Origin of the sequence: Salegentibacter tibetensis (genome assembly GCF_020164485.1) — a bacterium.
GTDB classification, from domain to species: domain Bacteria; phylum Bacteroidota; class Bacteroidia; order Flavobacteriales; family Flavobacteriaceae; genus Salegentibacter; species Salegentibacter tibetensis.
Genome location: NZ_JAIQZA010000004.1, coordinates 94,106 through 112,968 on the forward strand (window position 1 = coordinate 94,106; position 18,863 = coordinate 112,968).

At 35.1% G+C, this 18,863-nt stretch carries 15 protein-coding genes and 2 pseudogenes; 16 read left to right on the forward strand and 1 reads right to left on the reverse strand.

The features are described from left to right. The first annotated feature begins 394 nt into the window (after positions 1–394). The 14 genes and pseudogenes from LB467_RS03215 (at position 395) to LB467_RS03275 (ending at position 14,031) form a co-directional block, all read left to right on the forward strand. On the forward strand, positions 395–1,396 hold the full coding sequence (locus tag LB467_RS03215) for a mannose-1-phosphate guanylyltransferase (RefSeq protein WP_224472579.1): 1,002 nt from the start codon (positions 395–397) through the stop codon (positions 1,394–1,396). A gap of 93 nt (positions 1,397–1,489) precedes the next feature. Next, on the forward strand, positions 1,490–2,605 hold the full coding sequence (gmd, locus tag LB467_RS03220) for a GDP-mannose 4,6-dehydratase (protein WP_224472580.1): 1,116 nt from the start codon (positions 1,490–1,492) through the stop codon (positions 2,603–2,605). 55 nt (positions 2,606–2,660) lie between these two features. After that, positions 2,661–3,032, forward strand: a complete 372-nt coding sequence (locus LB467_RS03225; protein ID WP_224472581.1) for a GxxExxY protein — start codon at positions 2,661–2,663, stop codon at positions 3,030–3,032. Between the two features lie 57 nt (positions 3,033–3,089). Beyond that, the gene (locus tag LB467_RS03230; RefSeq protein WP_224472582.1) at positions 3,090–4,043 is read left to right on the forward strand and encodes a GDP-L-fucose synthase family protein; all 954 of its coding nucleotides are present in this window, start codon (positions 3,090–3,092) and stop codon (positions 4,041–4,043) included. A 656-nt stretch (positions 4,044–4,699) separates the two neighbouring features. Beyond that, positions 4,700–6,208, forward strand: coding sequence for a lipopolysaccharide biosynthesis protein (locus LB467_RS03235; RefSeq protein ID WP_224472583.1), 1,509 nt, complete (start codon positions 4,700–4,702; stop codon positions 6,206–6,208). A gap of 13 nt (positions 6,209–6,221) precedes the next feature. After that, positions 6,222–7,358 carry a glycosyltransferase family protein gene (locus LB467_RS03240; protein WP_224472584.1) on the forward strand — a complete coding sequence of 379 codons (1,137 nt, stop codon included), beginning with the start codon at positions 6,222–6,224 and terminating at the stop codon, positions 7,356–7,358. Continuing rightward, complete coding sequence (locus tag LB467_RS03245) at positions 7,358–8,551, forward strand: glycosyltransferase family 4 protein (protein ID WP_224472585.1); 1,194 nt, start codon at positions 7,358–7,360, stop codon at positions 8,549–8,551. The genes LB467_RS03240 and LB467_RS03245 overlap by 1 nt, the downstream gene beginning before the upstream one ends. After that, positions 8,548–9,663 carry a glycosyltransferase gene (locus LB467_RS03250; RefSeq protein ID WP_224472586.1) on the forward strand — a complete coding sequence of 372 codons (1,116 nt, stop codon included), beginning with the start codon at positions 8,548–8,550 and terminating at the stop codon, positions 9,661–9,663. Before LB467_RS03245 ends, LB467_RS03250 begins: the two co-directional genes overlap by 4 nt. Continuing rightward, positions 9,664–10,980 carry an O-antigen ligase family protein gene (locus tag LB467_RS03255; RefSeq protein WP_224472587.1) on the forward strand — a complete coding sequence of 439 codons (1,317 nt, stop codon included), beginning with the start codon at positions 9,664–9,666 and terminating at the stop codon, positions 10,978–10,980. Continuing rightward, positions 10,980–11,825, forward strand: a complete 846-nt coding sequence (locus tag LB467_RS03260) for a glycosyltransferase family 2 protein (RefSeq protein ID WP_224472588.1) — start codon at positions 10,980–10,982, stop codon at positions 11,823–11,825. The genes LB467_RS03255 and LB467_RS03260 overlap by 1 nt, the downstream gene beginning before the upstream one ends. After that, a complete protein-coding gene (locus LB467_RS03265; RefSeq protein ID WP_224472589.1) occupies positions 11,803–12,783 on the forward strand; it encodes a glycosyltransferase in 981 nt (326 codons plus the stop codon). Before LB467_RS03260 ends, LB467_RS03265 begins: the two co-directional genes overlap by 23 nt. Positions 12,784–12,877: 94 nt before the next feature. Further along, positions 12,878–12,979 (forward strand): annotated as a pseudogene (locus tag LB467_RS19410) (hypothetical protein); the annotation flags it as partial. A 120-nt stretch (positions 12,980–13,099) separates the two neighbouring features. Beyond that, positions 13,100–13,276 (forward strand): annotated as a pseudogene (locus LB467_RS19415) (DapH/DapD/GlmU-related protein); the annotation flags it as partial. A gap of 41 nt (positions 13,277–13,317) precedes the next feature. Continuing rightward, positions 13,318–14,031: a WecB/TagA/CpsF family glycosyltransferase gene (locus LB467_RS03275; RefSeq protein ID WP_224472590.1), complete on the forward strand. Its 714-nt coding sequence runs from the start codon at positions 13,318–13,320 to the stop codon at positions 14,029–14,031. Positions 14,032–14,128: 97 nt separating this feature from the next. Here LB467_RS03275 and LB467_RS03280 read toward each other — a convergent pair whose 3' ends face one another. Continuing rightward, positions 14,129–15,145 carry a right-handed parallel beta-helix repeat-containing protein gene (locus LB467_RS03280; RefSeq protein ID WP_224472591.1) on the reverse strand — a complete coding sequence of 339 codons (1,017 nt, stop codon included), beginning with the start codon at positions 15,143–15,145 and terminating at the stop codon, positions 14,129–14,131. A 221-nt stretch (positions 15,146–15,366) separates the two neighbouring features. Here LB467_RS03280 and LB467_RS03285 point away from each other — a divergent pair, with 221 nt between their 5' ends. Both LB467_RS03285 and LB467_RS03290 read left to right on the forward strand, forming a co-directional pair. Further along, on the forward strand, positions 15,367–16,548 hold the full coding sequence (locus LB467_RS03285) for a glycosyltransferase family 4 protein (RefSeq protein ID WP_224472592.1): 1,182 nt from the start codon (positions 15,367–15,369) through the stop codon (positions 16,546–16,548). A 1,512-nt stretch (positions 16,549–18,060) separates the two neighbouring features. Continuing rightward, positions 18,061–18,858, forward strand: a complete 798-nt coding sequence (locus tag LB467_RS03290; protein ID WP_224472593.1) for a polysaccharide biosynthesis/export family protein — start codon at positions 18,061–18,063, stop codon at positions 18,856–18,858. Positions 18,859–18,863: the final 5 nt, after the last annotated feature.

Sequence of the window (18,863 nt, forward strand, 5' to 3'; positions counted from 1 at the left end):
AAGCAATCTTTTGTTCATAAATTAACTCTAATTTTTTACATAAAAATCCATCCCGATAGCTATCGGGACTATCGTCTAAAGTCTAACGACTAAAGACTAAAATCTAAATAAACCCAATCTACCGTCTACAGACTAACAACTAACGACTAATCATTCTTTTGCGACTCCCTACAATTGCAGAAGACCTAAACATGTTTATGGTGTAATTCATAACCGCAATCCGGCGGGAAAAATCTAAAACTTTAAGTGCCAGATAGAAGCATTTGTAAAAATGTTTATAGCTACGCTCTTGTCTGAAAATCACGGATTACACGAATTTAAACGAATTACACGGATTATAGCGGACTCGCCCATAAAAAGCCAGGTAGGTTACACGGGGTGACTAACTAATAAGATGAGTAGTATAAAACACGTATTATTAACCGGAGGAGTAGGGAGCAGGCTTTGGCCACTTTCCAGAAAATCCAGGCCCAAACAATATTTAGAGATCTTTTCTGAAAATTCTTTGTTCGAACTGGCTGTACAACGCAACCTCCAGTTTTGCGAGGAGCTTTATGTAGTAGGAAATAAAGGCAACAGGCATCTTTCTGAAGCAAGTTTAAAAAAAGCTGGTATAACTGAATACATAGATATTGTTGAAGCTACTCCAAGAAATACGGCCCCGGCAATTGCCTTTGCTGCTTTTGCAGCCCAGCCGGAAGATATTCTTTTGGTCACCCCTGCCGATCATATTATTATATCAGGTCCTGCCTATACAGAGGCTATAGAAGAAGCAATTAATCTGGCGAAAGAAAATAACCTGGTGACTTTTGGTATAAAACCTAATCGCCCTGAAACCGGCTACGGTTATATTGAACATAAAGATGGAAATGTGCTCTCTTTTCGCGAAAAGCCAAACGAAGAAACAGCAAAGGAGTTTTTGAAAAAAGGGAACTTTTTGTGGAATAGCGGGATGTTTTGTTTTAAAGCTGGTGTTTTCCTGGAAGAACTGGAAAAGTATAGCCCTAAAGTGTATAAAAGATCCCTGCTTGCCTGGAAGAAAGCTAAGGATTACAAGCTGGAAGAAGAAAGTTCTTTTGAGATCCCTGCCATTAGCGTAGACTATGCCGTTTTGGAAAAAAGTGATAAAATAAAGGTAGTCCCTTCGCATTTCGAATGGAGCGATATGGGAAGTTTTGAAGCTGTTTACGATTATTTAAAAGCTCAGGGGCATCCGGTAGACGATAACGACAATATGCAGATCGGTTCAGAAAAACCGGTTTTCTTTACAGGATTAAAAAACAGTATTTTGGTAAATACAGACGATGCAATTTTAGTTTTGCAAAAAGAAGCCTCGCAACAAGTCAAAGATATTTATCAGGAATTAGAAAAGAACCAACCCGAATTAGTAGGTTAAAAAAATCCGTGGAATCTGCTCTTATTAGTGGGGGGCGTGTTTTTAAAAAATCCGCGGAATTTATTTTTACAATCCGCGAAATCTAAGAATAGAATGAAAAAAATAGCATTGATTACCGGGGTTACCGGTCAGGATGGAGCTTATTTAAGTGAATTTTTATTAAAAAAAGATTATATAGTACACGGTGTTAAAAGAAGGGCTTCCCAATTTAATACAGATAGGGTTGACCATCTTTATCAGGATCCTCACGAAACGGATAGGAATTTTATCCTTCACTATGGTGATATGACCGATAGTACTAATCTAATAAGACTAATTCAGGAAATTCAACCAGATGAAATTTACAACCTGGCGGCGATGAGCCATGTGCAGGTTTCTTTCGAAATACCTGAATATACCGGAAATGCCGATGGATTGGGAACTTTAAGGATCTTAGATGCCGTACGTTTGCTGGGACTTGAAAAGAAAACCAGAATTTACCAGGCATCGACATCGGAGCTTTACGGAAAAGTACAGGAAGTACCGCAAACAGAGAATACGCCCTTTTATCCTCGAAGTCCTTATGCTGTTGCTAAAATGTATGCCTATTGGATCACGGTTAACTATAGGGAAGCTTATGGAATGTACGCCTGTAATGGTATTTTATTTAATCACGAATCTCCGCTTAGAGGGGAAACTTTTGTAACCCGAAAGATCACCCGTGCAGCCTCAAGGATCGCCCTTGGTTTACAGGATAAGTTTTATTTAGGAAATTTAGATGCTCAAAGAGACTGGGGACACGCTAAGGATTATGTTAGAATGATGTGGATGATCTTGCAAGCTGATGAGGCTGAGGATTGGGTGATCGCCACCGGAAAAACCACCCCGGTAAGGGATTTTGTAAGAATGGCTTTTGCTGAAGTAGGCATCGAACTGGAATTCCAGGGAAGTGGAGTAGACGAAAAAGCTTACGTTAAATCCTGTAGCAATCCTGATTTTCAGCTGGAAGAAGGCAAAGAGATTTTAAATGTAGACCCTAAATATTTTAGACCGACTGAAGTAGACCTTCTGATTGGAGATGCCAGTAAAGCCAAAAACAAACTTGGCTGGACCCCGGAATACGATTTGCAGGACCTGGTAAAGGAAATGATGCAAAGCGATGTAGAACTAATGCAAAAAGATCAGCATTTACAGGATGGGGGCTATAATGTCTTAAACTACTTTGAATAAAAAAGCTTAAACACAGAGAGCGCGGAGGACAGCACAGAGTTTCACAGAGTTGTAAATGGAACAGAATAAAATAACAGAAAAAATTCTTCAATGTGCTTTTAAAGTACATACTGAACTGGGGCCTGGTTTGCTAGAAAGCGCTTACGAAGAATGTCTGTTTTACGAATTAAAACGCTCTGGTTTACAAGTTGAAAAACAAAAAGCACTACCTCTGGTGTACTACGAAGTAAAACTTGATGCAGGATACAGGATAGATCTCCTGGTTGAAAATTCAATTGTTGTAGAAATAAAATCGGTAGAAGCCTTAAATGATGTTCACACCGCACAAGTACTCACATATTTAAAACTATCAAAATGCAAAGTAGGTTTGCTACTTAATTTTAACGTAGCATCCCTAAAAAACGGAATAAAAAGATTAATCAAATAACTCCGTGAAACTCTGCGCCAAACTCTGAGTAACTCTGTGGTTAAAGAAAATTATACAATGAATCACGAAACTAAAATATATATAGCCGGGCATAAAGGAATGGTAGGTAGTTCAATCTGCCGTAAACTAAAAGCCGAAGGCTATACCAACCTGATAGGAAAAACATCTGCCGAACTGGATCTAAGAGATCAAAAGGCAGTAAACGATTTTTTTATTAAGGAACAACCCCAGATAGTAATTGATGCTGCTGCTAAAGTAGGAGGCATCCTGGCCAACCGGGATTATCCATACCAGTTCCTTATGGAAAACTTACAGATCCAGAATAATATTATTGATGCCTCTCATAAGCACAACGTTAAAAAATTTGTTTTTTTAGGGAGTTCCTGTATTTATCCAAAGCTCGCTCCACAACCTTTAAAGGAATATTATTTGTTATCCGGACCTTTGGAGCCTACCAATGATGCTTATGCAATTGCAAAAATCGCGGGGGTAAAAGCCTGTGAAGCTATAAGAAAACAATTTGGAAAAGATTATGTGAGCCTTATGCCGACTAATCTATATGGTAGCCACGATAATTTTGATCTTAAAACTTCTCACGTACTTCCTGCGATGATTAGAAAATTTCACGATGCCAAAGAAAATGGAAATACGCCTGTTACCCTGTGGGGCAGTGGAACCCCAATGCGCGAATTCTTATATGTAGATGATGTAGCAGATGCGGTATGTTTTGCGATTGAAAATAAGTTATCAGATAATCTTTACAACGTGGGCACCGGAAAAGATCTCACTATTAAAGAACTCGCTGAAACCATCCAGGAAATCACCGGACATAAAGGAGAAATTAACTGGGACAGCAGCAAACCCGATGGTACACCACGTAAATTAATGAATGTGGATAAGCTCAAGAACGAGGGCTGGCAGGCTTCAACTTCATTAAAAGAAGGAATAAAGAAGACTTACGAGTGGTTCCTGGAAAATAAAAACAGCTACAAAAAGGTCAAGTTAAAATAATCAGTAGAATCAGTGTTTAACAAAAATATATTATAAACGTATTTATAACTTTTTTAAAATTAACTAAAAGTTTAAAACGTATTTATAAGAAAACCACCCAGAAAAGGTGGTGACCCTGGAAGCTTTCTCCGGAAACACAGTAAAGGGAATAGAAACCCAGGACCTGCGTAGTTTTTTGCTGACTTAAGTAGCAGGTAAAATAAATAGGGCCCGGGCTCAAATGAATAATAAAATAATTACTGCCCGCTAGAAAATTTCTATTTCACTGACAGACGCTGTTCACTTTGCATTTAAGAATAAGCTAATCGATAATCTTTACAATGAAGGAACCGGAAAAGACATCACCATTAAAGAATTAGCGGAAACCGGAGATCACCAGTCATAAAGGAGAGATCATTTAGGAAGATGGTACCCCAAGAAAATTAATGGATGTAGAAAAACTTAAACAGGAGGGCTGGTCTTATTCTACTTCTTTAGAGAAAGGCATTAAGCGGACTTATAAGTGGTTTTTGGAGAATAATAATTCTTTTAAACAAGTAAAAATATAAAAAGTGGTTGAGGCATATAATTAAATTGAAAAATTAAACCTATTTAGAAGAATTTAAAGTTAAATGTTGGTGTAAAACAAATTTAGCTTATAAAATATAATACATATAGTGCGTCATAAAACTAAGAGGAAAAATGCTGTAAAATGGAATCTAGCATTCCAATACCTTTCTTTAGCTTTAGGAGTAATAAAAGGATTTTTAATTGTACCAATCTATTTCTTATTTATTGATACAGAATTATATGGATATTGGGTAGCTACAGGTAGTATTTTAGTTTGGATCAATATCATTGATCCTGGAGCCGGTACTGTTTTACAGCAAAAGGTTGGTTACGAATATGGAAACAAAAATATTAATAGGTTAAACAATTTAATAGGTTCAGGAATAATTATTGGTTCTATTATTTGCGGAATTGCTTTAATTTTTAGTTATACTTTCTCTTTTTTTATTCCTCAATTGTTAGGTTTTGTAAATTTTAAGCAAGAGGAAGTGTTAATAAATGCATTTAATATTGCAGCCATAGGAGCTTGTTTTAGTTTGGTCACCTCAGTAATTCGGGGAGTAAATTATGGTATGCAAAATACTAAGATGCCAGGACTGATTGAAATTTTAGCATCTATTATAGGAATCGGTGTCAATGTAGTAATGCTCTATCTAGGATATGGGTTGTATTCAATTGCTTTTATGTTGTTTGTTAATGGAGTTTTAACTGCCTTAGGTAATTTAATTTTTCTTCGAATTTCTTCTATCAAATATGGTTTAAATATTCATTACAGTTTTGTTGAAACTTTTCCATTATTTAAAGAATTTACTTATACATTTTTTTCACGTTTAGTAAATACACTTACCAGTAATTTCGATTTAATCATAATAGCTAGATTTATAGGAGCAGAAATGGTTACGGTGATTGAAATGACAAGGAGACCCTTTAAGATGGCGGAAGGAATAGTATATAAACCGGCTGTCGCGTTATCTCCTGCCATTTCTCATTTACAAGGAGAAAATAAGCCTGAAAAATTAAATAATCTGCTGTTCAAATTTTTCCATTTTTTAATCTGGGCCTACTGTTTAATTATTTCAGGATTTCTTCTTTTCAACCAAAGCCTAATTACTTTGTGGTTATCTGAGGAAATGTTTGCAGGTATTTTATTAAGTTTATTAATAGTAGTAGGTTTATCGCTAAAAGGATTCTTTTCTAGTATAGGTAATTTAAATTTTGCCTTGGGCGATATTAAAGAGAGTAGTAAAATAATAGTAGCACAAAATCTACTTTACGTAGTGTTTGTGATTGTTCTTGGTAAATTCTTTGGAATTATAGGCATTTTAGCAGCTCTTTTACCTTCTGTATTATTTACTTCGAGCTGGTATCATCTAAAAAGATTAAAGGGCAAGGGCATTTTTACCTCGCTTAATATTTCATATATTTTAAAAAATCTTTTTTTAGCTATGCTAGTTTGTGTAGCCTGTTATTATCTACAACCATATTTATTAATTAATAATTGGTTTGATTTAATCAGTTATGCATCAATATACGTAACAATTTTTCTTATTTTCTTTGCTACATTTTCTAAAATGTTCCGAACTACTTTGATTCCAGTTTTTAGAAAAATTATTTAAAATGAAATAGAATATGAATATATTGTTCCTGTCACAAGGGAAAAAAGTAAGTGATCATCCTGGTTGGCACGATGCACTTTTAAAATTAAAGAATGAAGGAGAAATTTCAAATTTCATCAATATTCCTTATTTAGGTTTTGTAGAAGAAAATGGATGGAATGCCTTTTATCAAAGAGTTATAGAGCTTTGTGAAAATGAAAAATTTGATCTCGTTTATTTTCATTTTTTCCATAAAAAAGATACTCCTTCCCCGAGACACTGTATCCAAACCTTAAAAAAAATACAAAATCGTCCGATTGTTATTACAAGTAGCGGAGATGGATTTTCCGATAGCTGGATGCATCCAGATTACCCCAAAAATTTCAAAGAAGCCTCACGGTTAGCAGACATTACTTTTAGTACCCAAATGGGAAAAGCAGCTGATAAAATGATAAAATGGGGAGCTAAAAGAATTGTTTATACTCCAAATAGTATATGCCAAGTGCGGTTTAAAGCCTCCGAAATTAATCCTAACACACATAATTTCGATTTTGATGTTGTTTTTGTGGGGAGTAAAAATTCCAGCAAAAATCCTTTTTCAAGAAATTTTTGGGCCGCAAGAAAGCGAGACAAATTAGTTAAAGCACTTTATAATAAATATGAAAATCGTTTCGGGTTGTTTGGTAATGGTTGGAATTATAGTGCGTCTCAAGGTCCTATCCCTTTCAACGATCAACAAGAAGCTTTTAAAAGAGGCCGCGTAGTAGTTGGAGGGAATCCGTATTCCTATTCTGATTACTATTCTTCAAACCGAATATTTTTTGAAATATCATCCGGAATTCCAACGGTTGAATTAGCTGTTCCCAGATTAAATAATGTACTACGTGATAAACATCATATTTATTTTGCAAAGGATATTGAACAGTTAATTAAGAAAATCGAAGACATATTTCATTTAGAATCGGTAAATGTATATAAAAAAGCGGCTATCGCGGCAAAAGATATTGAGAACAACCATACTCAATACCACAGAATGAAATTTAAAATAGATACAGTGAAGAAATTTAAACTAAATAACTATGAATTAGATGTAGATTTCCCTTTCTTTTTGCCAGAAATAGATTTAGAGAAGGAGATGAAATATGCAATAAAGGGTAAGAACCAGGTTTAATGCATATTGGAATCGCAAGCCCTATCACGATAAGTGAATTCTTTGAATTTTTGGATGAACAAAGCAAAGAATTATCAAAGGGTGTAGTAGGATTAAAAGCTCCGGCAGTTGATACTGTTGCTAAGGAATTACTTAAGCAAGGACATACCATATCAATTTATACCTTAGCTAATGAAGTTTCTGATTTAGTTATACTAAATGGAGATAGACTTAAGATTTATATTGGGCCTTTCAAACGAAAGGGTTTTTTTAAAGCGATTACAATTTTTAATAAAGAGGCAGGATACATCGAAAAAAGTATTCGTTTGGAAAGTAAGTTACCGGATATTATACACGCGAATTGGACATATGAGTTCGCACTCGGATCAATTTCATTTAAAAATAAAATACCTATTGTGGTCACGGTAAGGGATTGGGCGCCACTAATACTTCAGTTAAATAAAAATTATTATAGATTTTCAAGGTTGATTCTGAATAATAAAATTTTTAGAACTCCTTCTATTTTTTTTATATCTAATTCACCTTATATACAAGGAAAAATAGAAAGCAGGTGGAAAATTAAAACTCCTGTTATACCTAATCCTGTGAATGAAAATTTTGTTTCTACTCCTAAGATACATAACGATTCTTTTTCACCGGTATTAATATCTGTTTCCAACGGATTGGGTAAACTTAAAAACATTGAAACCTTACTACGTGCATTTCAGTTGGTATTAATGGATAAATCTGATGCTAGATTACGTTTAGTTGGAAGTCCATTCCTACCCCAGAACGCAAAAATGAAAAAATGGGATAATCAAGGATTATTAAAAAATGTAGAGCTTTTAGGGACAGTTAAGCATGAAGATTTAATTTCATTGTATGATGAAGCAACAGTAATGGTTCATCCGTCTTTAGAAGAATCTTTTGGAAATACATTAATTGAGGCTATGGCTAGAAAAGTTCCAGTTATAGGTGGTATGTATTCCGGTGCGGTACCATACGTATTGGATTACGGAAAAAGCGGATTTCTTTGTGATGTCACTTCCATTGAATCCATAGGTGAATCAATATTAGTTCTACTAAAAGATCAAAAGTTAAGGCAAAAGCTGATAAAAAATGCCACCGAGAGGATTGCAAACAAATTTTCTTCAAAGGCTATTACAGAACAATCGTTGAAACTTTACAGTAAATTAATTCAAGAAGCAAAATGAAGGTTCTTCATATTTTAAATGAACTGCGGTTTTCAGGCATGGAAATAATGCTAATCAATAGTTCTTCAGAATGGAAGAAATATAATGTGGAGACTACTATTTTATCCACAGGAGAACGTCTAGGGGAAGCTGCAGAAAAAATGGAACACATTGGTTACGAAATAAAACATATTCCATTTAGTAAGAATAAAATATCCTCTTTCCTTGTTTTTCGCCAATACCTCAAGCATAACAAGTTCGATGTAATCCATATCCATAGTGAAGGTAATTTTTTTATTCACGTCCTTAACAGTTGGTTGACAGGTAATAAAAATATAGTAAGGAGCTTTCATAGTATCTTTAAACCTACAAGTATTAAAGGTCGTTTGCGAAGGCACACAGATAGAAAAGTTGCAAAATTATTAAAAGTAAGATATCTATCTGTTGGCGATTCAGTAGCACAGAACGAATTGAAAAATTATTATACTAAATCTAAAACCATTTTTAATTGGTATAACGATCGTATGTTTTTCCCTAAAACGCCGAAATTTAAAGCTGAACTTCGTAGAAAAGAGAATATTAAAAAAGAAACTTTTGTGATATCAACAGTGGGGAATTGTTCTTGTGTCAAAAGACATAATCTAGTTCTTGAAACATTAGCTCTACTTCCTTTACACATAGATTGGCTTTATTTGCACGCAGGAAAGGAAGAAGAAGGTTTCCCTGAAAGAAAATTTGCCAATAAATTAGGAATTGGAGATAATTGCCGTTTTTTAGGTTCGATTTCCAACGTAGACGAAATTTTGGCTATTTCTGATCTTTTTATCATGTCTTCAATAGTGGAAGGTCTAGGTAATTCTGCGTTGGAAGCAATGGCAATGGGAATACCTACGATTCTGACTAAAGTACCGGGATTAACCGATTTGCTGAAAAATATTGATAATACAATTGGAGTGGAATCTAGTTCTTTATCCATGAAGGAGGGAGTATTAAAAATATATAATTTATCAAAGCAGGAAAGAGAAGAGTTGGCAAGTAGGATAGCTATTCAAACAAAAAATAATTTTTCATTAGAGAATGGAGTGAGAAAGTATTATCATTTTTATAAATCCAAAATAAGTGAAAATAATTAAATGGCTATAACGAATTCCATAATGTTAGTTTCATTTTTAACCCTAATTGGGGTTTTATTTCCTCTTTTAAGAACCATTATTCAAGGAAAAAAAAGTACTGCAGAAGATATAACCTACTATATAATCCATGCCATGCTTTTTTATCCAATACCGGAATTGTTACTAACAAATCGGCAAATGATTCCAGTAGGCAATCAATCAATAGACGATATGGTGAGCCAATTTGAATCTGGTTTAGCGTCAGAAATTATTTCCATTAATTATTTAATATTATTATATCTGGTAATTCTAAACCTTTGGCTATTTCTTAAGCGCGGAAAGATATTTTCTCTTCGGTTGGTTCTGGAAAACAAGTGGATCTTTCTTATTATTCTCTTAAACGTTGGGTTATTTGTAAATATATCTGAATTGATTTATGTATTTTTATTTGTTCCTTTTTTATTGCTTGGAAAATTTGAGAGAAAACAAATCAGGTATTTATTTAAAATAATTTTATTCTTGTTTATTTACTCTTCTTTCTTTTTGATTTTTCTAAAACCTGAATTAACTATTTTCCACGATGGCTCTTGGTCAGGTATTTTCACCAATCCAAATGGAATCGTTATAGTCGCAAATTTCACCTTAATACTGTTATTACTGGGTCCCTTTTTTAGACTAAAGAGATCTAAATGGCAGTACTTTCATATAGGTGTTTTATTTTTTATGGTTGTTATGAGCGGGTCCCGAAATGGCTTATTGACTTTTTTGAGTATTTTAGGACTATATTATATTTACACTTACCGACTGAAACTTATAAAATCCGTTGCTATTTTCCTTAGTATTCCAGGAATATATTTGATTTTATCTAATTTAAATAATTTTGATTTGGTTTCGTTAACTTCTAATAGAATCTTGATTTGGGATTATGTATTTGAAGAATTTTCTTCCAATATTTTTACCGGTTTAGGAGCAGATTTTTTTAATCTGGAAAATCGTGAAAAGAATTTTCCGAGACATTTATTCTTTGCTACCTCCTCTTACTCTTCTTTTATCGATTATTTTGTTTTCTATGGAATTTTTGGAGCACTAGTTATCACAGCCTTTATGATTTCACTTTTTAAAAAAACAAAACGAATAAATAAAATTTTCCTAATGTTTTTTCTATTGTTTTTACTGCCAAATTTGTTTGAATCTTATTTTCGCCCACCAAATCTGAATCTCAACAATGTGATTTTTCTAATAGCTTTATTCATTATCAATAACAGTAAAAACTATTCATTTTATGAATCAGACCCTTCTATAGAAAAGCTCCCAGTTACCACAAAATTTTATTATTAATGAATACTATAGCCGTTCTTCTTACCTGTTACAACCGGAAAGAAAAAACATTGCAATGTCTAAAAAGCTTATTTGAAGCGGATCTACCATCAGAATATTCCGTCGAAGTTTTTTTAGTTGATGATGGATCGACCGATGGAACCGGAGAAGCTGTAGAAGAAAATTTCCCCCAAGTAAAAGTTATTCAGGGAAATGGTAATTTATTTTGGAATCAAGGAATGCGCCTGGCCTGGAAAACAGCTGTCGAAACCAAAGAGTATGATTTCTTTTTATGGCTCAATGACGATACGATTATAGATAATGACGCAATAATTAAATTATTGCGAGATGATAAGGATGCAAAAAATAAAACCGGTACGGCAGTTTTGATTACAGCAGCATGCCGAAAAGAAGCAGGTATTAATGAATTTTCTTATGGTGGGAGAAATGATATGGGGCCTGTGATACCAAATGGTGAAATTCAGTTCTGTACGTATATTAATGGTAACCTGGTTTTGGTTCCTCAAGCGATTTATAAAAAGATAGGAATGCTATCCATACACTACACCCATGCTTTGGGTGATAACGATTACGGGTTACGAGCTATTCAAAACAGTTATCAGTGTTTTACGACGAAAACATATTTGGCCACTTGTCCTCCAAATTACGGAATACCGGGATGGTGTAACCCCAGGAATTCTCTAAGAAAACGTTGGAAGCTTTTGCATTCACCTTTGGGTTTGAATATCAAAGAATATAACCAATACCGCAAAAAGTTTTGGGGAGCTAAATGGATGAAATTTGCGTTTAAGGCTTACTTAAAAACCATAATTCCAAAGACCTATGCAAAATTATCAAAGAGTTAATAAACTCGCTCCAATTGTTCTATTTACTTACAATCGTCTTTCGGAGACGATTCAAACTGTAGAAGCCTTGCAAAAAAATTTTTTTGCAAAAGAAAGCGAATTATTTATTTTCTCTGATGGTCCTAAAACTTTTGAAGAGAAAGACAAAGTAGATGCTCTTCGTAACTATTTGAATACTATAAGTGGGTTTAAAAAAGTCCGAATCAGTGAATCTCCCTTTAACAAAGGTTTAGCAAATTCAATAATTGATGGTGTAACCGAGGTTATTGAACAATACGGTAGGGTCATTGTGTTGGAAGATGATTTAAAAACATCACCTAATTTTCTTTCCTTTTTAAATGAAGGTTTGAAATTTTTTGAAAATCAAAAGAATATCTATGCTGTAAATGGTTATGCACCTATGATTGAGGGAATGGACTTGTCAAATGATTCATTTTATTTACATTCTCGCGCTTTTCCATGGGGTTGGGCAACATGGTCTGATCGATGGGATTTAGCTTTCTTTGATAAGGACTTGATAAGAGAAAAGATAGATCGCGATCCTGAATTGATAAAGAAATTTAAAATTAGCAATGGGAATGATGTAGAAAAAATGCTCCTAGGCTCATTAAATGGGTCAAATGATTCCTGGTATATAAGATGGATTTTTTTTAATTTCTATAAAGAAAAAAAATCAGTTTTCCCTCTTTTATCCAAAGTTGATAATATTGGTTTTAATAATTCCGGAATCCATTGTAAAAGTATTTCAGCGTATAAAGCTAAAATTGATTTTTCAAATAATATTTCATTTGAATTCAATAATCCTGTTGATATAAAATTTAATGATTATCGGTTTTTAAAATACTTTTCTAAACGATATAAATTACAACATAGAGTCAGCTTACTAAGAACAGGTGAGGGCGCCAAATTAATTTTAAACGAAGTCAAATCTAAAATTTCGAAAAACTTTGGTCTTTAAATATTTAAAAAATGCGAGGTCTTTTTTGCTGATGAATATAAAGTGGAAAAAATATAATTTTGGGAGTAATTTTCATGCTGGACGAGGCGTAACTATGTGGGCAAAAAAATCAATATCGATTGGGAACAATTTTTACATAGGTCGTTATTCTCAAATCGAATGTGATGCAGAAATTGGTGATAATGTGATTTTCGGTAATAATGTCGCATTAGTTGGTAAATACGATCATCATTACGAACAAGTGGGCGCAGCAATAAGATTGGCTTCACAAATTAGAGATATTTCTTATTCTTGGAAAGGCTTAACTTCAAAAGTAATAATTGAGGAGGATGTATGGGTTGGTTTTGGATCCATAATATTGAGCGGGATAAAAATAGGGAGAGGTTCTATTATAGCGGCAGGGTCGGTTGTAACAAAGGATGTTGCGCCATATTCCATAGTTGGTGGAAATCCGGCTAAATTTATTAAATACCGATTTGATGAAATGGAAATTAAAGAGCATGAGAATATTTTAAGTTATAAGTAAATCAAGTAATGAAATTATTAGGTTATCATCTTACGCAAGACTATCCGGAAATACCTGTTCAAAAAAAAACAATAATAAACACCATAAACCCACATTCCTATTGTGTTGCCAAGAGGGATAGTGCCTTTCGAGAAGCCTTGCTTCACAGCAATTTTCTTCTTCCTGATGGCGTAGGTATTGTAATGGCAGCAAAAGTCCTTAATGGGAAAAAAATTGAAAAGATTGCCGGGTATGATGTTTTTATTCATTTACTGAATCAGTTAAATGACCACAACGGCTCCTGCTTTTTTCTCGGTGCTTCTGAAGATACTCTAAGTAAAATCTCAGCCCGTTTGGAAGTTGAATATCCAAATATAAAAATCGGCTCATATTCTCCACCTTATAAACCTGAGTTCTCTCGAGAGGATTCGGAAAAAATGATTAAGGCTGTAAACACATTCCAACCGGATGTTCTATTTGTTGGAATGACCGCCCCGAAACAGGAGAAATGGGTACATCAATACAAAGCACATCTTAATGCTAATATTATTTGCTCCATTGGAGCAGTGTTCGATTTCTATGCCGGTACTGTAAAACGTCCTTCACAGTTTTGGATAAAACTGGGCCTCGAATGGTTCCCACGCTTTCTCAAAGAACCAAGAAGACTAGCTGAGCGGAATTTGGTTTCTACACCAAAGTTTATTTGGGAGGTTATGAGAGAGCGGCTGAAAAGTGAAGCGTGACCCATTGTTTCAAAAGTGACCCGAAGCCATCTTTTAATAGTTAATGAAAAACCGAAAAAAATTGATGAGAAAATACTGCTAAAATGATTAAATGTTTTTATTTAAATTGATTGTCACGGACATTTATATTCAATAAATTATTATATTGAATTTTTTCCCTTAGGACAGTTTGTTCAATTGCTGTTTGTGCATTGGGATGTGCAAAAGTATTTTCATAAATTTCTGAAAGTTCTATAGAAATACCTCGAATAAATATTGCATAACCTTTATCGCTTAAAAAGTAATTATGATGAATGATGATTTTCGTTCCTGCAACTTTTTCTGTGTCTCCGTTTTTTCCATGCATATCAAATCTATGGTGATTTTCACTTCCTAAGCCTATTATGTTATAAGAAGCTTCGTAACTCTGGCCTTCATTACCGCTCGCAGCGATATCGTGTCTATTATATTCAAAGAAATTACATGAGATAAGTGCATTGGTAGGTTGATAAGGTTTATTATATAAAACTATTCCATACCCCAATCCATATCGTTGATTGTGATGGATATAGCTTCTGGAAATAATATTTCCAGTTGAATTATATAAATAAATCCCACCATGTGACCAGCCAGAGATTTCACAATTTTCTATTTTTAAGGAATTATAATTACCTATTACGATTCCATTTGTAACTTTTGGGTTATACATTTCCAGCCCTATTTCGGTATCATAACCTATTATTTTTAACCCTTGTAGGGTTACGTTATCGGCTTCTATTTTTATTAATGTTTTGCCAGGAGCATTGGCATATAGGGTAGCTCCATTTGAATTATCTGAATTTCGTCCACTAACAATATTAAGAGATTTGCTAATAATAACTGGCAATTCATAATCAGAAAAATCTAGATAGGAACTGTCACTGATATAGATGGTATTTTCAGGTTCAGCATCTGAAATGGCTTTTAAAAAATCATTTACTTCATGAACAATGAAATTAGCTTCAGTGGCGGAGAAGGTCTGTATGTTACAATGTGTAATTTCATTTACATCAAATGGAGGGGCTGTCACCTCAACTTTATCTAGATGGCAGCTAGAAAGAATAAGAAGCAATAAAATGAGAAGAATCGTTTTCATTACACCCCTTTTTAATTTTAAAACTGAGGGGCATAATGCTAAAAGTAGGAGTAGGTATCCTTCTGTAATTCTTCTATTAATTTAGCAATAAAAAATGATTTCATTTGTTAAATTAAACCAAAAATTAGGTTTTAGCTAATTTTATAAATTATCCATAATTCAAATCTATCATGTTATAAGATCTCCCTACAGGTCGTTTTAACTAACCCAAATCAAATCTTATGAACCTTTTAGATCAGGACATTTTATTGGACCTATTTCACCGGTATTATATATTTTTTGCCGGGTGCGTGTTTTTACTGGCTTTTTGCCTTACCTGGTATTTTACCCCAAAGGTCTTATGGGTGAGCAGGGAAAAGGACCTAATGAAGGAGGTGAATGAACGGAGTTCGCATCAGGCTTCAATTCCGCCTTTTGGAGGGGTTTCTTTTTTCCTGGTACTGGTTTTAGTGATAAGTATTTTACAGGCTTTAAGAACCTCTCCGACCGGGAATCACCTTATTATTGGGCTAACTTTTTTATTTATGGCCGGTTTAAAGGACGATTTGGTGATTTCTACGGCTAAATTGAAATTTTTTAGTCAGTTATGCGCTGCAGGATTTATTATTTTCTCTCCGGAGTTACAACTTACCAGTCTACATGGGTTCTGGGGCATTTTTGAGATCCCGGAAGTTTTAGGTTACGCTCTTAAAGTTTTAATTGTAGTGGCATTGATCAATGCCTACAACCTTATTGATGGGATAGACGGGCTGGCAAGTATTGCCGGGATCGTAATCTCGATTACCTACGCCACAGTCTTCTATGCCACAGGGCATCCTTATTATGTACTGCTGAGTCTTAGTGTAGCCGGGATACTGGGGGCTTTCCTAAGGTTTAATTTTTCACGAGGCGGCAGGAAGATATTTATGGGAGACGGCGGAAGCCTGGTAATGGGATTTATGATCGCATTTTTGAGTCTGAAGATCCTTGTGATGCAATCTTATGAGCCTTTAATGAAAGAAGGTTTTGTGCCGGAGAACAGGTTGCTATTTGCTTTAGCGGTTTTGTTCCTGCCCATTTTTGATACGCTTCGGGTAATTATTATTCGTTTAAAAAACGGCAAAACACCTTTTGAAGCTGACCGAAATCATATGCATCATGTTTTGCTCGATAACGGCCTAAGTCATAAAAAAGCCAGTTTTGTTCTTGGCGGCTTAAACCTGGCGGTTATTGTTATCTATATGATGTTAAGTAGGGATCTAAAAAGTGTAGGGATGAGCCTGGCAATGCTGGGAGTTTTTATAGCTGTTGCTATTGCTTTTGAAGCTTTAAGAAGGAAAGCGGTAAGAAAGAGTTTAAGGAAAAGACCGAAAGGAGTGAAGGTGGAAAGAAGGCGGGATGAAATTTCAGTGAGTAGTAGTTAGTTGGCAGTGTTAACCTGTTGTATATTTTATACTGTTTGTTGTATAAAGGTTTGGAGTTTATTGTTCAAGGTTCAATGTTCAAAGTTTAATGTCCATTAACCCAAATAACGATTTCACTATTTTAGATTGCTTCAGTCGTACCTCCTTCGCAATGACGTTAGTTTTTACTGCAAACTAGAGACTGTTTACTGCAAACTGAAAATAACCCCTCCGTCTTTTCTCCTTGCAGTCAAAAATCTACCCTGCCCGACCTCGTCATTCAGGCGGGCTCCCCTTTAAAAAAAGGGAGGAGCTTTTAAGTTGGTTTCGTCATTGCGAGCGACGTAGGAGCGCGGCAATCTTTTGATTGGAGTTTTTACTGCGACCTGAGTCTGCTTACTGCAAACTGAAAAAAACAACCGTCAGTTCGAGTGGCGGTATTTGAGCTGGAAGCGAAAATAACGTTGTATCGAGAACGATTAGAAGTGCTAACTCCATAGAACTTCTCGATACATTCCAACTCACGTTGGAAATCGAAGTGACGGTGGGATATTATTAAGCAGAGATAACTTTTACGATTAACCAATTAACTGATTAACGAATTAACTAACCTTAACAGATTCCTTCAGTCTTCTGATACTTCGAAATCCTTCGCAATGACGATAGTTTTTACTGTAAACTAGAGACTGTTTACTGCAAACTGAAAATAACCCCTCCGTCTTTTCTCCTTGCAGTCGAAAATCCACCCTGCCCGACCTCGTCATTCAGGCGGGCTCCCCTTTAAAAAAAGGGAGGAGCTTTTAAGTTGGTTTCGTCATTGCGAGCGACATAGGAGCGCGGCAATCTTTTGATTGGAGTTTTTACTGCGACCTGAGTCTGCTTACTGCAAACTGAAAAAAACAACCGTCAGTTCGAGTGGCGGTATTTGAGCTGAAAGCGAAAATAACGGTGTATCGAGAACGATTAGAAGTTGTAACACCTTAGCACTCCTCGATACTTCCGACTCACGTCGGAAACTGGAAGTGACGGTAGGATAATTTAAGAAGGGATTACCCTTTAACTAATTAACGATTTACGAATTAACTAATATCAACAGATTGCTTCAGTCGTACCTCCTTCGCAATGACGGTGGCGAAGAAACAGATTGTTTCAATCTTTCCTCCCTTCCCAATTTTTTCGTCATTGCGAGGACGGCAATAGCCGGACGTGGCAATCTTTTAAGTGTATTAATAGCTAAATTAACTTAATATCGAGTAAGCAATCACGGATTACAAATCAGCTAAAATCAACAGATTGCTTCAGTCTCCCGATAGTTATCGGGACCCTTCCAATGACGGTATTAAAGAAAAAAGATTATATCAATGTTATGGAATTGCTATAAAACTCTAATTTTTTTAAGGAAAAATTAACATTAACTTTTATATTCGCGAAAAATTTAAATTAACCAGCATAATGCTGGACCCAAAAATGGCAATACACCGGAACATTTATATTCCTGTGCCTAATTCTAAAATTGAGATTAAATAAAAATAGATGAAATACCTCCAATTCTTTCGATTACCGGCCTTAGGGCTTTTTTGTGTTTTTTTGGTTAGTTCCTGTGTCCCAAGACAGGAAATTGTTTACTTCCAGGGCCTGGAAAAAGCGGAAGCCAAAATGCAGGAGCAAACTAATAATAGCTTAAAAATTAAACCTACAGACTTACTTACCATTAGCGTTGCGGCGGCCCAGCAGGACGCGGCTTTACCATTCAATCTGCCGGTTATTGGTGTGCCGATGGGAGGAGATCAAATAGGCTTGACTGTCAATGGCAGACAACAATTACAAACTTACCTGGTAGGCAAGGACGGAAATATAGATTTTCCTTTTCTGGGGGAGATCAAAGCAGAAGGTTACAGCCAGGAAGAATTTGCCAGGAATTTAAAAGGCCAAATTAAAAGATATGTCCAGGATCCTATTGTAAATGTTAGAGTGGTGAATTTCCAGGTAAGTGTACTGGGAGAAGTTAACCGCCCCGGAACCTTTGACGTGCAGGATGACTACTTTACGTTGCCACAGGCTTTAGGAATGGCCGGCGACATGAGTATCTACGGGAAACGTGATAATGTATTGGTGATGCGGGAAGAAAACGGCAGAACTACCCACGCATATCTCGATCTTGGCGATGCAAATATTATTAATTCCCCTTACTATTACTTACAGCAAAACGATGTAGTCTACGTAGAACCAAATGGACCCCAAAGGCAAAGTGCCAGTTATAACCGAAATGCCTCGGTTTATATTTCTATCGCTTCAGTATTAGTTTCTGTAATAATACTCTTAACCAGATAACAAAT

Excerpts from the sequence above, each read along its gene's own strand:
- LB467_RS03215 (WP_224472579.1), top strand. The coding sequence starts at position 395 with ATGAGTAGTATAAAACACGTATTATTAACCGGAGGAGTAGGGAGCAGG.
- gmd (WP_224472580.1), top strand. The coding sequence starts at position 1,490 with ATGAAAAAAATAGCATTGATTACCGGGGTTACCGGTCAGGATGGAGCT.
- LB467_RS03225 (WP_224472581.1), top strand. The coding sequence starts at position 2,661 with ATGGAACAGAATAAAATAACAGAAAAAATTCTTCAATGTGCTTTTAAA.
- LB467_RS03230 (WP_224472582.1), top strand. The coding sequence starts at position 3,090 with ATGAATCACGAAACTAAAATATATATAGCCGGGCATAAAGGAATGGTA.
- LB467_RS03240 (WP_224472584.1), top strand. The coding sequence starts at position 6,222 with ATGAATATATTGTTCCTGTCACAAGGGAAAAAAGTAAGTGATCATCCT.
- LB467_RS03245 (WP_224472585.1), top strand. The coding sequence starts at position 7,358 with ATGCATATTGGAATCGCAAGCCCTATCACGATAAGTGAATTCTTTGAA.
- LB467_RS03250 (WP_224472586.1), top strand. The coding sequence starts at position 8,548 with ATGAAGGTTCTTCATATTTTAAATGAACTGCGGTTTTCAGGCATGGAA.
- LB467_RS03255 (WP_224472587.1), top strand. The coding sequence starts at position 9,664 with ATGGCTATAACGAATTCCATAATGTTAGTTTCATTTTTAACCCTAATT.
- LB467_RS03260 (WP_224472588.1), top strand. The coding sequence starts at position 10,980 with ATGAATACTATAGCCGTTCTTCTTACCTGTTACAACCGGAAAGAAAAA.
- LB467_RS03265 (WP_224472589.1), top strand. The coding sequence starts at position 11,803 with ATGCAAAATTATCAAAGAGTTAATAAACTCGCTCCAATTGTTCTATTT.
- LB467_RS03275 (WP_224472590.1), top strand. The coding sequence starts at position 13,318 with ATGAAATTATTAGGTTATCATCTTACGCAAGACTATCCGGAAATACCT.
- LB467_RS03280 (WP_224472591.1), bottom strand. The coding sequence starts at position 15,145 with ATGAAAACGATTCTTCTCATTTTATTGCTTCTTATTCTTTCTAGCTGC.
- LB467_RS03285 (WP_224472592.1), top strand. The coding sequence starts at position 15,367 with ATGAACCTTTTAGATCAGGACATTTTATTGGACCTATTTCACCGGTAT.
- LB467_RS03290 (WP_224472593.1), top strand. The coding sequence starts at position 18,061 with ATGAAATACCTCCAATTCTTTCGATTACCGGCCTTAGGGCTTTTTTGT.